Annotated in this window: 12 protein-coding genes; 5 read left to right on the plus strand and 7 right to left on the minus strand. The window is 64.2% G+C overall.

The features are described 5' to 3' along the window. Nucleotides 1-180: 180 nt before the first annotated feature. On the minus strand, nucleotides 181-2,043 hold the full coding sequence (gene mnmC, locus VDP79_RS04215) for an FAD-dependent 5-carboxymethylaminomethyl-2-thiouridine(34) oxidoreductase MnmC (RefSeq protein ID WP_323016954.1): 1,863 nt from the start codon (nucleotides 2,041-2,043) through the stop codon (nucleotides 181-183). A gap of 94 nt (nucleotides 2,044-2,137) precedes the next feature. Here mnmC and VDP79_RS04220 point away from each other — a divergent pair, with 94 nt between their 5' ends. The 4 genes from VDP79_RS04220 to mgtE all read left to right on the plus strand — a co-directional run bounded on the left by VDP79_RS04220 (nucleotide 2,138) and on the right by mgtE (nucleotide 6,150). Beyond that, on the plus strand, nucleotides 2,138-2,977 hold the full coding sequence (locus VDP79_RS04220) for an inositol monophosphatase family protein (protein ID WP_323016955.1): 840 nt from the start codon (nucleotides 2,138-2,140) through the stop codon (nucleotides 2,975-2,977). Next, nucleotides 2,974-4,173 (plus strand): M20 aminoacylase family protein, encoded by a 1,200-nt coding sequence (locus tag VDP79_RS04225; protein ID WP_323016956.1) that lies wholly within the window; start codon nucleotides 2,974-2,976, stop codon nucleotides 4,171-4,173. Before VDP79_RS04220 ends, VDP79_RS04225 begins: the two co-directional genes overlap by 4 nt. An 86-nt stretch (nucleotides 4,174-4,259) precedes the next feature. Beyond that, the gene (locus VDP79_RS04230) at nucleotides 4,260-4,652 is read left to right on the plus strand and encodes an acyl-CoA thioesterase (RefSeq protein ID WP_323016957.1); all 393 of its coding nucleotides are present in this window, start codon (nucleotides 4,260-4,262) and stop codon (nucleotides 4,650-4,652) included. Between the two features lie 13 nt (nucleotides 4,653-4,665). Beyond that, entirely contained in the window at nucleotides 4,666-6,150 is a 1,485-nt protein-coding gene (gene mgtE / locus VDP79_RS04235; protein WP_323016958.1) for a magnesium transporter, read from the plus strand. Between the two features lie 153 nt (nucleotides 6,151-6,303). On the opposite strand, the gene secA is transcribed toward mgtE, so the two are convergent. Together secA and VDP79_RS04245 are read right to left on the minus strand one after the other, a co-directional pair. Beyond that, nucleotides 6,304-9,051, minus strand: a complete 2,748-nt coding sequence (secA, locus tag VDP79_RS04240; RefSeq protein ID WP_323016959.1) for a preprotein translocase subunit SecA — start codon at nucleotides 9,049-9,051, stop codon at nucleotides 6,304-6,306. A 102-nt stretch (nucleotides 9,052-9,153) separates the two neighbouring features. Next, nucleotides 9,154-10,107 carry a M23 family metallopeptidase gene (locus VDP79_RS04245; protein WP_323016960.1) on the minus strand — a complete coding sequence of 318 codons (954 nt, stop codon included), beginning with the start codon at nucleotides 10,105-10,107 and terminating at the stop codon, nucleotides 9,154-9,156. Between the two features lie 116 nt (nucleotides 10,108-10,223). On the opposite strand from VDP79_RS04245, the gene VDP79_RS04250 reads away from it, so the two are divergent. Continuing rightward, nucleotides 10,224-10,643: a DciA family protein gene (locus tag VDP79_RS04250; RefSeq protein ID WP_323016961.1), complete on the plus strand. Its 420-nt coding sequence runs from the start codon at nucleotides 10,224-10,226 to the stop codon at nucleotides 10,641-10,643. Nucleotides 10,644-10,675: 32 nt separating this feature from the next. Here VDP79_RS04250 and lpxC read toward each other — a convergent pair whose 3' ends face one another. The 4 genes from lpxC to VDP79_RS04270 all read right to left on the minus strand — a co-directional run bounded on the left by lpxC (nucleotide 10,676) and on the right by VDP79_RS04270 (nucleotide 15,105). Continuing rightward, complete coding sequence (gene lpxC, locus VDP79_RS04255) at nucleotides 10,676-11,599, minus strand: UDP-3-O-acyl-N-acetylglucosamine deacetylase (protein ID WP_323016962.1); 924 nt, start codon at nucleotides 11,597-11,599, stop codon at nucleotides 10,676-10,678. Nucleotides 11,600-11,843: 244 nt separating this feature from the next. Continuing rightward, on the minus strand, nucleotides 11,844-13,013 hold the full coding sequence (gene ftsZ, locus VDP79_RS04260) for a cell division protein FtsZ (protein WP_323016963.1): 1,170 nt from the start codon (nucleotides 13,011-13,013) through the stop codon (nucleotides 11,844-11,846). Nucleotides 13,014-13,078: 65 nt separating this feature from the next. Beyond that, entirely contained in the window at nucleotides 13,079-14,305 is a 1,227-nt protein-coding gene (gene ftsA, locus VDP79_RS04265) for a cell division protein FtsA (protein ID WP_323016964.1), read from the minus strand. After that, complete coding sequence (locus tag VDP79_RS04270) at nucleotides 14,302-15,105, minus strand: cell division protein FtsQ/DivIB (protein ID WP_323016965.1); 804 nt, start codon at nucleotides 15,103-15,105, stop codon at nucleotides 14,302-14,304. Before VDP79_RS04270 ends, ftsA begins: the two co-directional genes overlap by 4 nt. Nucleotides 15,106-15,113: the final 8 nt, after the last annotated feature.

A 15,113-nucleotide genomic window follows, 5' to 3' on the forward strand; every position in this document is an offset into this window, starting at 1 on the left:
AATTCGATGGTGGGCGACACAGCGTGATCCTCTGGGCATTCGCCCACATGAGTCTTGTAAAAGATATTATTCTGACGGATTTACGCCATAAAATAAAATCCGATCGTCATTTAGGTCTGAAAACCGCTGATTATCCCTGGTTTTCGGGTATTTTGATCGTTCCGGCATGATCGGACGGCCTCAGCGCAGCCGAATCCGATGCTGCAGTTCATGCTCGATCGGCCAGGGTTCCTGATCCAGACGCGCACCGATCAGATCCCCGGCCAGGGCCGACCAGCTCAGGCCGCGCGACCCATAGGCACAGGCCAGCCAGAGCCCCGGCAAGGCCGGGACGGCATCGACAATCGGCAGATGATCCCGCGTCGCCGCCCGCCATCCTGCCCACCCCTGCGGCGCGGCGCGCCCCAGCCACGGCACCGCGCCTGCCGGCAACCAGGCGCCAAGCCGTTCCAGAATGTCGTGATGGCCGCTCTGGTCAGCCACACTATCGGCAGCGCCAGATCGGTACGTACTGCCCGCCACCGCCCAACCATGGCGCGGCGGCAGGCAGTAGCCATTGCCCGACAGGATACACGATGGCAGTCTGCGCTCGGACGATGACGGATACAGGCTGACCTGCCCCGCGATGGCTGTCATTCCCGCAAACACCGGCCAGTCCGCCAAGGATACGAGCCCTTCCAGCAGCAATGCGGCATGGCGGGCATTGGCCAGCACCAACTGATCCGCCGTCCCCAGCACCCTGCCGTCATCGGCCAGCAATCGCCAGCCGCCTTCGGCGGCGGCCTGCACACCGCCCACCCGCACAGCATGACGCGTGATGCCATGCTGTGACAGCAAGGCGGCGGTCAGCGCGCCAGGACACACCTGCAACGCGCGAGGAAACCACAAGCCGCCATGGCGCACCGGCACACCCGCCTGCTGGCCCGCGGCATCGGCATCCAGCCAGCGCACCCAACTGCCGGGCAACTGCAAACGCGCCAATGCCTGCTGCTGCAAGCCAGCTTGCTCATCCGCCTGCGCGCAGACCAGGGCGCCACAGGCATCAGGTTGGGCATCCCCACCCAATGCCTGCCAGCGCGCCCAGGCGCGCTCCAGACCGGCACGACTCAGACGGGACCGTGTGTCGTCATCAGGACTCAAGGCGGGCACCAGAGCCGCCGCACCGAGCCGCCGCACGGAGGGGTCGACATCCAGCGCACAGAACGGGTCCCAGACCTGGATATCGTGCCCACGCAAGGCCAGCGCATGCGCCACACCGGCCCCGGCCAGCCCCGCCCCCACGACCGCCACGGTCTGCCGACGCCAGCGCTGCAGCGGCGCTCCCAGATTAGGGCGCAGCACCGCTACCGTGATTTCGCGCTTACCTGCCAGACCGGGCGCTTTCCGGACCAGAAAGCCGGCATCCCGCAAATCCCGCCGCATCTGCCCGGCCACGCACCAGGTCGCCGCCGTCGCTCCCATCCGGGCCAGTCGCCGCAATTGACTGAATACGGTGGGCGACCACATATCGGGATTGAGCCGGGGCGCAAAACCATCCAGAAAAAAGGCATCGGCGATAGCCTGAGCCTGCCGGGCCGTCCGCCGGATATCCCCGAACCACAAGGTCAGGCTCAGACGCCCATCCGCCAGATCCAGGCGATGCGCTCCCGGCGTCAGCGCCGGCCAGCAGGCCGCCAGTTCATCGGCCAGCGGCTGTACCGCATCCGGCAGACGCGCCCAGGCGCGGCGCAGGTCCGGCAGACGAAAGGGATGTGCCTCGAAGGCCAGATAATGCAAACGCGCGCTGCGCTGCGGGTCGTCATGCCAGGCCTGCCAGGCGGCCAGGAAATTCTGCCCCAGGCCGAAACCGGTCTCGCAGATGGTGAAAGCATCGCGTCCCTGCCAGCGCTGCGGCAAGCCATTGCCCTGTAAAAATACGTGCCGGGCCTGCCCCAACGGCCCTGCTGCGCCGTAATACACGTCGCCATAGCGTTCGCTGAGCGGGACGCCGTCCGCATCCTCGCTCCATTGCGCGGGAATCAGCTTTTCATAAGGGCCTGACATGCGGGGACACTCTCTCGATGCTCACGTACAATGAAATACACGCCATGCAGGCCGGCTGGCGGCCGCGTGTGCGCAGCACAGGAACGATACTGACATGTTGACACCGCATCTCCTGTCGGCCGACTATCTGGACGCAGCCGTCACGGCCGCCCATACCGCGGCGGCCATTCTACAAAACCACGCCCTGCACCGCGCCGATCTGATCATCGACACCAAACAGCGCAACGACCTGGTTTCGCAGGCCGACCGCGAGGCCGAACAGGCCATCATCGCCATCCTGCAGGAACGCGCCCCGGACATCGGCATCATCGCCGAAGAATCCGGCGGTCAACCTGGCAGCCAGGCGACCTGGTGCATCGATCCGCTGGACGGCACGACCAATTTTCTCAGCGGCATCCCGCATTATGCCGTCTCGATCGCCCTGATCGGCCATGCCGGCTGCCGCCCTGATGGTCGCACCCCCCTGCCGCAGGATACTCCGCTGATCGGCGTGGTCTACGACCCGAACCGCCAGGAACTGTTCACCGCCCTGCACGGCATCGGGGCCTGGCTCAATGGCCGGCGCATCCGGTGCTCCCAGACCGAATCGCTGGACCAGTCCGTCCTGGCCACCGGCTTTCCTTTCCGCGACTTTTCATTCGAACCGCAATACATGCCCGGTTTTCTGGACGCCATGCACCAGACACGCGGCGTGCGGCGCCTGGGGGCGGCATCCCTGGATCTGGCCTGGACCGCCTGCGGGCGCTACGATGGCTACTGGGAAATGGGCCTGGCCCCCTGGGACGTGGCCGCAGGCACGGTACTGGTCCGCGCCGCCGGCGGCGTCTGCGAAGACCTGCGCCGCCAGGATCCCTGGCCTCAAGGCGGCTACGTCGTCGCCGCCAATCCTCACATCGCCCTGGCCCTGGACGCACTCATCACCCGACACCTATGAAACAAGCGATCCTTGACACACTGGGCAGCTGGCTGCCTGACATGACCGACATCCGGCGGTCCATCCATGCCTGGCCCGAACTGGCCTTTCAGGAGATCCGCACTGCCGATACCGTCGCCCAGCTGCTGGAATCCTGGGGGATCGAAACCCACCGCGGCCTGGGGCAAACCGGCGTCGTCGGCCGCATCGCCGGCACGCAAACCGGGCGCTCCATCGGCCTGCGGGCCGACATGGACGCCTTGCCCATGCCCGAGGCCAATACCTTTGCCCATGCCAGCCGCAACCCCGGCGTCATGCATGCCTGCGGCCATGACGGGCACACGGCCATGCTGCTGGCGGCAGCCCGCTATCTGGCGCAGCACCGGGACTTCCCCGGCGCCGTACAGGTGATCTTCCAGCCTGCCGAAGAAGGCGGCGGCGGCGCCCGCCACATGATCGAAGACGGCCTGTTTGACCGGTTCCCCATGGACGCGGTCTTTGGCATGCACAACTGGCCGGGGCTGCCGGTGGGCACGTTCGGCCTGACTCCGGGCCCGATCATGGCGTCCAGCAACCGCTTTGAAATCATCCTGCAGGGGCGCGGCGCCCACGGCGCGATGCCGCACCTGGGCGTAGACCCGGTCGTCGCCGCCGCCCAGCTGACCATGGCCTTCCAGACCATCCTGACGCGCGACCAAGACCCCCTGGACGCCGGCGTCATCAGCGTCACCCAGATCCATGCCGGCTCGGCCGACAATGTCATCCCCGATCAGGCCGTGCTGCGCGGCACGGTGCGCACGCTGTCCACCTCAGTACTGGACCTGATCGAATCGCGGATGCGCGATATCACGCAACACCTGGCAGCGGCCCTGCGCTGCACGGCCGACTTCCAGTTCAGCCGCGAATACCCCGCGACGATCAACCATCCGGCGGAAACGGCGCTCAGCATTCAGGTGCTGAACGATCTGGTGGGCGCCGACCACGTGCGCACGGCCGTACGCCCCTCCATGGGCGCCGAGGATTTCGCCTTCATGCTGCAGGCCCGCCCAGGCTGCTACATCTGGATCGGCAACGGCGACGGCGATCACCGCAGCGCCGGGCACGGACTGGGTCCCTGCAATCTGCACAATGGCAGCTACGACTTCAACGACAAACTCATCCCGCTGGGCGCCGCCTACTGGGTGCTGCTGACGCACCGCTATCTGACTGCCGCATAAGCGCACGGCCCGGCGCATGCGCATGCCGTAAAATACGCGCGGTATCAGGTCGCACACCCGCGCCGCCCCCACCCGCCGAGGACGCCATGTCTACCACCCTGCCCCCGAATCATCCCCCCGCCGTGCTGCGCGTCATGCCCATGCCGGCCGATGCCAACATCCACGGCGACGTATTCGGCGGCTGGATCATGGCCCAGGTCGACATCGCCGGATCCATTCCCGCCACCCGCCGGGCGGCAGGGCGCGTCGCCACCGTCGCCGTCAACGCGTTCACCTTCAAACAACCCGTCTTCGTCGGCGATCTGCTCAGTTTTTACGCCACCATCACCCATACGGGCCGTACCTCGGTCACAGTATCGGTCGAGGTCTACGCCGAACGCCAGCGCCTGGAGGCCGAGGTCGTCAAAGTCACCGAGGCGACCCTGACCTACGTGGCCACCGACGAAAGCCGCCACAGCCGGCCCCTGCCTCCAATCTGAGGGCCCGGACTCCATGGCTGAGCAGCCGGCTCTCGATCCCACCGCCCCCGTCGTCATCCCGCGCCGCCTGGACCCGGAAGACGCCCAACTGGCCCTGCAGGAACTGCAATCCATCCTGAAACGCCAGGAGGTCGTGGACACGCTCGCCCAGCGCCAGCACGACACCGAGGACGAAGACGGCTCCAACCTGCTGGAAGGCATGCTGCAACGCCAGCACGAAGACGAAATCCGGCTGATCATCAACGCGCTGCACCCGGCCGACATCGCCTTCATTCTGGAGTCCCTGCCGGTCACGCAGCGCCAGGCCATCTGGCAGCTGGTCAGCCAGGAATACGACGCCGACGTACTGCTCGAGGTCGAAGACTGGGTCCGCGAATCGCTGATCCAGTCCATGGACCACGAGGACCTGATCGCGGCCACCGGCAACATGGATGCCGACGAGATCGCCGACCTGGCGCCGGACCTGCCGCCCGATGTCATCGCCGAGGTGCAGAAAGGCCTGACCGACGCCGAACGCGCCCAGCTGATCGCCGCCATGGGCTACCCCGAAGACACCGTCGGGGCCATCATGGACTTCGACATGGTGCGGGTGCGTGAAGACATCACCCTGGAAGTCGTGCTGCGCTACCTGCGCCGCCTGCACGAACTGCCCGACCACACCGACCAGATCTTCGTCGTGGACCGCACCGACCAGTTGCGCGGCACCCTGTCGCTGTCGCGCCTGCTGCTCAGCGAACCCGATACCCTGGTCAATGCGGTCATGGAACCGGACGTGCTCAGCCTGAATCCCCTGGATTCCGACGCTGACGCCGCCAGCGCCTTCGAACGCTATGACCTGGTATCCGCCCCTGTGGTGGACGAACAAGGCCGCCTGATCGGCCGCGTGACCATCGATGAAGTGGTGGACGTGCTGCAGGAAGACTCGCAGGAACAGGAACTGTCCCGCGCCGGCTTGCAGGAAGAGGACATCTTCGCCCCCGTCCTGTCGGCGCTGCGCAACCGTGCGCCCTGGCTGCTGGTCAATCTGTGCACGGCCTCGATCGCATCGCTGGTGGCTTCGCGCTTCGAGGACACAGTCAGCCACATCGTGATTCTGGCTTTCCTGATGTCCATCGTGGCCGGGATCGGCGGCAATTCAGGCAATCAGACCATGACCATGATCATCCGCGCCATGGCCACCGGCCGCGTGACCGGCGCCAATATCTGGCAACTGGTCAAACGCGAACTGCAGGTCACGTTTCTGGTCGGCGCCTGCGGCAGCCTGGTCGCTGCCTCGTTCGCCTGGATGATTTCAGAATCCTACGCCATCGCAGCCGTGATGATGGCGGCCATGGTCGGCAATATGCTGATCGGCGCCGCCCTGGGCGTGCTGATCCCGCTGCTGCGCGACCGTTTCGGCAAGGACCCGGCCATGGGGTCGTCGGTGCTGCTGACCTTCGCCACGGATTCCCTGGGCTTCTTTCTGTTCCTGGGATTGGCGACGGTGTTTTTGCTGTGATGATCCCGCTGCGTTGACATATCCCAGCCGTGCGCCACCTGGAATGCCGCGCCGCTCACTCGGAACCGCCCCAGGACGTCACCGAGTGTTCACACAAGCCCAACCGATGCCGCATACAAAAAGGCCGGGATCCCATCCCGGCCTTTTTACACATCACGCCAATTTGCCGTGGCAGTGCTTGTATTTCTTTCCGCTGCCGCAAGGACAAGGATCGTTGCGCCCCACCCGAGGCACCGCCCCGGCAGGAACGCCGCCCGACGACGCGCCGGCCTGATCCAGGCCCGGGTCATCCCCGCGCAGCGCCGCATCATAGTCCGCATGGTGATAGCGCACGTTTTCCAGTGCCGGAGACGCGGGCTCTTCGATTTCCACCTGCTCCGCCGACTGGATGCGCACCGTCATCAGCACCCGGACTGTTTCATTGCGGACCCGGTCCAGCATGTCGGAAAACAGGGTGAACGCCTCGCGCTTGTAGGCCTGTTTCGGATCCACTTGCGCATAGCCTCGCAGATGGATCCCCTGACGCAGATGGTCCAGAGACGCCAGGTGCGAACGCCAGTTGCTGTCCAATGCCTGCAGCAGCACCGACCGCTCGAACGGCTCCCAGCCCTCGCGACCCACCAGCGTCACCTTTTCATCGTACAGACGCTTGGACTCGGCCAGCACCCGTTCCAACAGATCATCGTCCGTCAGATTGGGTTCCTTTTCCAGCATGTCCGCCAATGGCATCAGAATCGCCCAATCCGATTCCAGCGTCGTCTGCAGGCCGGGAACATCCCACTGCTCTTCCATCGTTTCCTCTGGAATGTAGCGGCGGAACACAGCGGTGATTTCCGCTTCGAGCAGATTGGCGATCGTATCGGCCACCGAGGCCGATTCCAGGACCTCGTTGCGCTGCCCGTAGAGCACCTTGCGCTGATCGTTGGCTACGTCGTCGTATTCCAGCAATTGTTTGCGGATATCGAAGTTGCGGCCCTCGACCTTGCGCTGCGCCGACTCGATCGAACGCGACACCATGCGGGCCTCGATCGGCTCGCCTTCCGGCAGGCGCAGGCGCTCCATGATGGCACGCACCCGGTCGCCGGCGAAAATACGCATCAGCGAATCGTCCAGCGACAGATAGAAGCGCGAAGACCCGGGATCGCCCTGGCGCCCGGCGCGGCCGCGCAGCTGATTGTCGATACGGCGCGACTCGTGACGTTCCGTCCCGATGATGCGCAGCCCCCCGGCGGCCTTCACGGCGGCGTTGGCGGGCGCCCATTCGGCGCGGATCGTCGCGATGCGGGCGTCTTTTTCCTCTGGGCTGAGATCCGGGTCGGCGCGCACCAGATCCACCTGCTTGTCCACGCTGCCGCCCAACACGATGTCGGTACCGCGCCCGGCCATGTTCGTGGCGATCGTGATATGCCCCGGCTTGCCGGCTTCGGCCACGATTTCGGCCTCGCGGGCGTGCTGTTTTGCATTCAGCACGCTATGCGGCAGACCGTCTTTCGTCAGGGCATTGGACAGCAGTTCGGAATTTTCGATACTGGTCGTACCGACCAGCACCGGCTGGCCGCGTTTGTGGCAGTCGACGATGTCCGCCAGAATCGCCTGGTATTTTTCCGCATCGGTCTTGAAGACCTGATCATTCTGATCATCGCGGGCCATGGGCCGGTTGGTCGGGATGATGACGGTTTCCAGGCCGTAGATTTCCTGGAATTCGTAGGCTTCGGTATCGGCCGTCCCCGTCATGCCCGACAGCTTGTCGTACATGCGGAAATAGTTCTGGAAGGTGATCGACGCCAGCGTCTGGTTTTCGTTCTGGATGCGTACGCCTTCTTTGGATTCGACAGCCTGATGCAGGCCGTCGGACCAGCGGCGTCCGGCCATCAGACGGCCGGTGAATTCGTCCACGATGACGACTTCGCCGTTTTGCACCACGTACTGCTGATCCAGATGGAACAGATTGTGGGCGCGCAACGCCACCAGCAGGTGATGCATCAGAGAAATATGGCGCGGATCGTACAGGGATTCGCCTTCCGGCAGAATGCCCTGCTGGATCATGATCTGCTCGGCCTTGATCTGACCGTCTTCGGACAGATGGACCTGCTGAGCCTTTTCATCGACCCAGAAATCGCCTTCGGGCTCGGGCTCGTGCGGCTTAGGCTCTTCCACCATGCGGGTCAGCAGGGGCGGCACCGCATTCATGCGGACATAGAGTTCGGTATTGTCTTCCGCCTGACCGGAAATGATCAGCGGCGTGCGCGCCTCGTCGATCAGGATCGAGTCGACTTCGTCGACGATGGCATAGGCCAGATTGCGTTGACGGCGGTCTTCCGGGCGGAATTCCATATTGTCGCGCAGGTAATCGAAGCCGTACTCGTTATTCGTGCCGTAGGTGATATCGGCCTGGTAGGCGGCGCGCTTTTCCTCGTTTTCCTGCTGGGGAACCACCACCCCGGTGCTCATGCCCAGGAAACTGTACAAGCGCCCCATCCAGTCGGCATCACGCCGGGCCAGATAGTCATTGACGGTGACGACATGCACGCCGCGACCCGGCAGCGCATTCAGGTAGACCGCCAGGGTCGCCATCAGCGTCTTGCCCTCGCCAGTGCGCATTTCAGCGATCTGGCCGTTGTGCAACGCGATGGCCCCCAACATCTGCACATCGAAATGGCGCATGCCAAAGACGCGCTTGCTGGCCTCGCGCACCACGGCAAAGGCTTCGGGCAGCAGGGAATTCAGAGACTTGCCGTCAGCGATACGCTGGCGGAATTCAGCGGTCTTGGCCTGCAGGTCCTCGTCGGACAGGGCTTGCAGAGAAGGCTCGAGCGCATTGATCTGTGCGACCTGCTTGCGGTACTGCTTCAGCAGCCTGTCGTTGCGGCTGCCAATAATTTTTTTGAGCAGAGAAACCATAGTGTGTCGTCGCTGAGGCCCAGCTCAGGATCAACCTAAGCTGGCAACCGGAAGATTGTCAGGTACGGTCACTGAACAGTGACCGCAGGTAAACGATGCAGTTTAACGCAGCTGGGGGTCACCCGCTTTGGGGCCGGCATCCGCAGCGGCCAGCTTGACCGATCCCGATGCCTCCAGCGGCTGCCCGCCCGTCCGGATGAATAATGTCGGGTCCAGCGGATAATCGGCCATGCGGATTTCGAAATGGAGATGCGCCCCCGTGGAGCGGCCGGTACTGCCCACCTTGGCGATCAGATCTCCCTGGCGCACGATATCGCCTGCTTTGACCAGCAGGCTGGAGGCATGCGCATACCGCGTGCGCAAACCGTTGCCGTGATCGATTTCGACCATCTTGCCGTAGCCGCGCTGCGCGCCCGAACGCACCACCAGCCCGCCGGAAGCCGCACGGATCGGCGCCCCGCGAGGCGCCACGAAATCCAGCCCTTCATGCATGCGGCGGCGCCCGCTGACCGGATTGCGCCGCCAGCCAAATGAGGAACTGAGCGCCGGATAATCCACCGGCGACAGTGTCGGGAGACTGGCCTGAAACCCGGCCTGACGGGACAGCGCCGCATCGACCAGGGTATAGGCGTCTTCCTGGGTCGCCAGCCGCTGGCCCAGCGCGTCGATATGGCGGCCCAGCTGCTCGGCCGACCCCGCCGATGGCAATACGACGTCCTGCTCGGGAATATCGTCCAGCACCTGCGAAGCATCGGCCTGCGGCTGGCCATCGGCTGCGGGCGCCAGTTCCGGCGCGCTGTAGCCCAGACCGGCGGCGGCCGCAATCCGGCGGCGCACGACCTCCATCACCAGGACCCGGCCCTGCAGCTCGCCGACCTTGCCGGCCAGCCCGGCAATACTGCCTTGCAGCGTGGCGGATTCCTGCTGCAGCCGGGCGTCCAGCGCTTGGCGCTGATCGGCATCCAGCGTCGGCGCCTGCCGCGCCTGCCACTGCGCCCCGCCCCAGGCCGCCAGGACCAAGGCCAACAACAGCCCACCGGCTTTTGCCAGCCGCACGCTAGAATGTCCAGGCGGGCTTACCGCTCGTGATGCTTCGATCCATTTTTTCATCCATTCTTTCCTTCATGTCATCGGCCTCGCACCACCGCAGTCGTTCCCACGGGGTTCCGGCCATGGACTGGCTGAGCCACCACCCGCAAGGCGCGCGCCTGCTGCAGACAGCGCACGAATTGCTGGCCCTGCAGACGGCGCTGGCCCGCATTCTGCCGCCCGCCCTGGGGCGTCGTATCCAGGTAGCTCGTGTAGATGGACAGCAAATCACCGTCATGGTTCCCAGCCCGGCGCACGCCGCCCGCTTGCGCCAGCTGACAGACGGCACGGCACGCCAGCTGCGGGACGCCGGCTGGCCGATCGATGCCATTGTCGTGCGAATCGACGCCGCCATGGGTCGGTACGAGACACAAAAGCCCATCAGGGAAACACTGCCCCTGAATGAACAAGCCCTGCAGTCGTTTGAGGCCTTGCAGCAACAGCTAAGCCCCAGCCCGCTGGCTGACGCCATCGCGCGATTGCTGCAGCATCATCGCCGCTGACTTCCAGGAGTGCGGTGCGCCCGCCGAAACAATCAGGCGAACTGCCAGTCGCGGGTATAGGCCGCCGGCGCGGTTTCCGGCGAATCGTAGCTGACCAGCTCCCAGCAATCCTGCTGCGCCAGCAAAGCCCGCACCAGTTGATTGTTCAGGCCATGGCCCGACTTGCAGGCCACATAGCGCGCCACCAGGGGCTTGCCGGCCAGATACAGATCCCCGATAGCATCGAGGATTTTATGTTTGACGAATTCGTCGTCATAGCGCAAGCCATCGGTATTGAGCACGCGGTATTCGTCCATGACGATGGCGTTGTCCAGACTGCCGCCCCGCGCCAGCCCCATGGAGCGCAAGGCTTCGACCTCGCTGGCGAACCCGAAGGTGCGCGCACGGGCGATGGCCTTGACGTAGGAATCACGGGCGAAATCGACTTCGGCCCGGTTGGCCGTGGAATTGATGGCCGGATGGCGGAAATCGATGGCGAACGACAGGGCGAAACCATCGTAGGGTTCCAGGCGCGCCCATTTGGCGGCGGGGCCTTCGCCCTCAAGGATTTCGACGGGTTTCAGGACCCGGATGAACTGTTTGGGCGCCGCCTGTTCCTGCAGGCCGGCGCTGCGCAGCAGATAGACAAAGGTGCCGGCGCTGCCATCCATGATGGGCACTTCTTCAGCATCCAGGTCGATGTGCAGATTGTCCACCCCCAGGCCAGCCAAGGCGGACATCAGGTGTTCGACTGTGGACACGCGGACCGATCCCTGCTGCAGCACCGAGGCCATGCGCGTGTCGCCCACGGCGTCGGCGCGCGCGGGCAGATCGACGACTTCGGGTAGATCGACGCGATGGAAAACGATCCCGGTATTGGGCTCGGCCGGGCGCAAGGTGATTTCCACGCGGCGGCCGGAATGCAGGCCCACGCCTTTGGTGGAAATCGATTGCTTGATGGTGCGCTGTAAGAGCATGGGATCTTTGTGATCGGCGGCGGTCGTCGCACAGACAGACAGGCCACAGGCGTGAATAATCTTCTTATTGTAACGGGTCTACGGGTTTTCCACGACTTTTATTGCCAGCAACTGTATCCATCAGGATGCATAAGGCAAGCGAAGGCGCACCCGCCCCCAGGGGAAGGGGAGAGTGCGCCAGGCGCCGCGACCTGCATGACGGCAGCCGCGATGTGAGGTGACAGACTGTCAGATCAAAGAGCGATCAGTCAGCCTGTTTACGCAGGAAAGCAGGGATGTCGAAATGATCCATGCCTGCGCCTTCCAGGGCCCGAACCTGAGCCGAGGCATTGGAGCGCGGATTGCGGATGACCGACGGTACGTCCGTCCCCGAAAAATCATGCCCCATGTGCACCGGCTGATTGTCGGTGCCGGTACGCTGGGCTTCGACAGGATGCGGCACCAGCGTCGGCTTGGTGATGGCCGCGCCCAGGCCGGTCGCCACGACCGTCACCCGCAGGTTCTCGCCCATGGACTCGTCATAGGCCGTACCGAAGATCACGGTAGCGTCTTCCGAAGCATAGCTGCGGATGGTGTCCATGATCTCGCGGGTTTCGCGCATCTTCAGCGAGCGGCTGGCCGTGATGTTCACCAGGATGCCGCGCGCGCCATGCAGATCGACGCCTTCCAGCAGCGGGCAGGCAATGGCCTGTTCGGCTGCGATCCGCGCGCGATCCGCGCCGCCTGCCACGGACGTGCCCATCATGGCTTGCCCTTGCTCGCCCATGATGGTCTTGACGTCTTCGAAGTCGACGTTGACATTGCCTTCGACATTGATGATCTCGGCGATCCCGGCGCACGCATTGTGCAGCACGTCATCGGCCGCCTGGAAGCAGTCTTCCTGGGTGGCGTCCTCGTCCATCAGCTCGTACAGGTTTTCGTTCAGCACCACGACCAGAGAATGCACGTGGCGGGACAGTTCGCGGATGCCTTCCTCGGCCAGGCGCATGCGCTTGTTGCCTTCGAACACGAACGGTTTGGTGACGACACCCACCGTCAGGATCCCCAATTCCTTGGCGACTTCGGCCACGACCGGGCCAGCTCCCGTGCCGGTGCCCCCGCCCATTCCGGCGGTGATGAACACCATGTGGGCGCCATTCAGAGCCGCGCGGATTTCCTCGCGGGCCGTCTCGGCCGCCGTGCGGCCCTGGTCGGGCTTGGCGCCTGCGCCCAGGCCGGAGCGGCCCAGACGGATCTGCACGGGGGCCTCGCTGGCCAGCAAGGCCTGAGAGTCCGTGTTGGCGCAGATGAACTCCACGCCCTGGACGCCTGAATGGATCATATGGGCCACGGCGTTGCCGCCCGCCCCGCCGACGCCGACCACCTTGATCACCGTCCCGTTTCTGCTGGTATCCAGCATTTCAAAATTCATCATGGTTGACTCCCTCACATACGGAAAAACAGAACAATCCCCTGATGATTCATGACCGCCCCGAAAGGTCAGTTCATGAACCATTCCTTCATGCGCGTCAGAATGGACTTCACCGTCCCTTTCTGTTGCGCTACTTTGCGACCGCGCGCCCGCTGCATGCGGGCCTCGGTCAACAAACCCATGACCGTCGAGAAACGCGGGTTGCGCATCACGTCGGCCAGACTGCCTTCATACATGGGCACGGCCACCCGCACCGGCTTGAGGAACACATCCTCGGCCAGTTCGACCATGCCCGGCATGAGCGCCGTCCCGCCGGTCAGCACGACCCCGGACGACAGCAATTCCTCGTAGCCGGATTCGCGCACCACCTGCTGCACGAATCCGAACAGCTCTTCCATGCGCGGCTCGATCACCGCGCCCAGCGCCTGGCGCTTGACGCTGCGATTGGGGCGATCCCCCAGGCCCGGCACTTCAATCATTTCCTCGGCATCGACCAGCACCTGCTTGGCCACGCCGTAGCGCAGCTTGATCTCTTCGGCATCCGGCGTCGGCGTGCGCAGCATGGCGGCGATGTCGCTGGTGACCTGATCGCCCGCAATGGGAATGACCGAGGTATGACGGATCGCGCCGCCCGTATAGATGGCGATATCAGTGGTGCCGCCGCCGATATCCACCAGCACCACGCCCAATTCCTTTTCGTCGGCGGTCAGGCACGACAGGCTGGATGCCAGCGGCTGCAGGATCAGATCCTGCACTTCCAGACCGCAGCGGCGCACGCACTTGACGATGTTCTGGGCGGCGCTGACCGCCCCGGTGACGATGTGCACGCGGACTTCCAGGCGCATGCCGCTCATGCCGATGGGCTCGCGGATGTCTTCCTGGGCATCGACGATGAATTCCTGGGTCAGCACATGCAGCACCTGCTGATCCGTGGGGATGTTCACCGCCTTGGCGGTTTCGATCACGCGCGCCACGTCGGTGGCGGTGACTTCCTTGTCCTTGACCGCGACCATGCCGCTGGAATTGAAGCTGGTGATGTGGCTGCCGGCGATGCCGGTATAGACCTCGCGGATCTTGCAGTCGGCCATCAGTTCGGCTTCTTCGAGCGCCCGCTGGATGGAATTGACGGTGGACTCGATGTTGACGACGACGCCTTTACGCATGCCCTCGGATTCGTGCTGGCCCAGGCCAAGCACTTCGAATCCGCCGTCCGGCAAGATCTCTGCCACGACGGCTACCACCTTGCTGGTGCCGATATCGAGTGCAACGATCAGGTCTTTGATGTCACGGGTCATGGTTTGGACGGTTGGGAAGAAGCTGCGGTTTCAGGGGCCAGCGTGATGGCGAATCCATTCGGATAGCGCAAATCGGCGCTGGCGATCATTCGGTCGCCCAGACGCCGGGACAACGCCGGCCAGGCCTGGACAAAACGTTCAATACGAGCGGCAAAGGGCAACGCGCCCGAGCGGCCATGCGGATCGGCGACGTCGGCGGCCGGATCGCGCCCCAGCGTCAATCTCACGCCGTCGGACAAGGACACTTCCCAGGCGTAGCGAGGCGACAGCGTGGCCTCGCGCACGCTCAGGCCCAGGGGGGCAAACCAGCGGGCGATCTCGGCATAACGCTGCACCACCAGACGCTCGGAATTGCCCGGCCCATTCAACTGGGGCAAATGCAGATCGTCCGGCAACTCGCCGGGGTTGGCCGTGAAAGACTCGCCCCAGGTATTGATCATCTGGTTTTCATTCCAAAGCGCCAGGGGCTGCTGTTCTTCGATACGCACCAGCAACGTGGAAGGCCAGACACGGCGAATCGACGCATGCCGCACCCAGGGCACGGTCTCGATGCGGCGGCGCACCTGGTCCAGATTCAGCAAGAAGAAATTGCCCCGCACCTGCCCCGCCAATGCAGTCTGCAGGCTGGTGGGACTGATGTACTGCAAGCTGGCATCGGCCATCGGGGCCAGCTGGATCTGCTGAATCGAAAAATAAGGACGTCGGACCACCCAGGTCAGGGCGCCCACGACCATTGCCAATACCGCCAGCAAAGCCAGCAGATTGGCAATCAGATTGGTCAGACGGGCGTCCGCAAACACAGTTGGCT

This window comes from Castellaniella sp., assembly GCF_034675905.1.
Classification (GTDB): Bacteria; Pseudomonadota; Gammaproteobacteria; order Burkholderiales; family Burkholderiaceae_B; genus Castellaniella.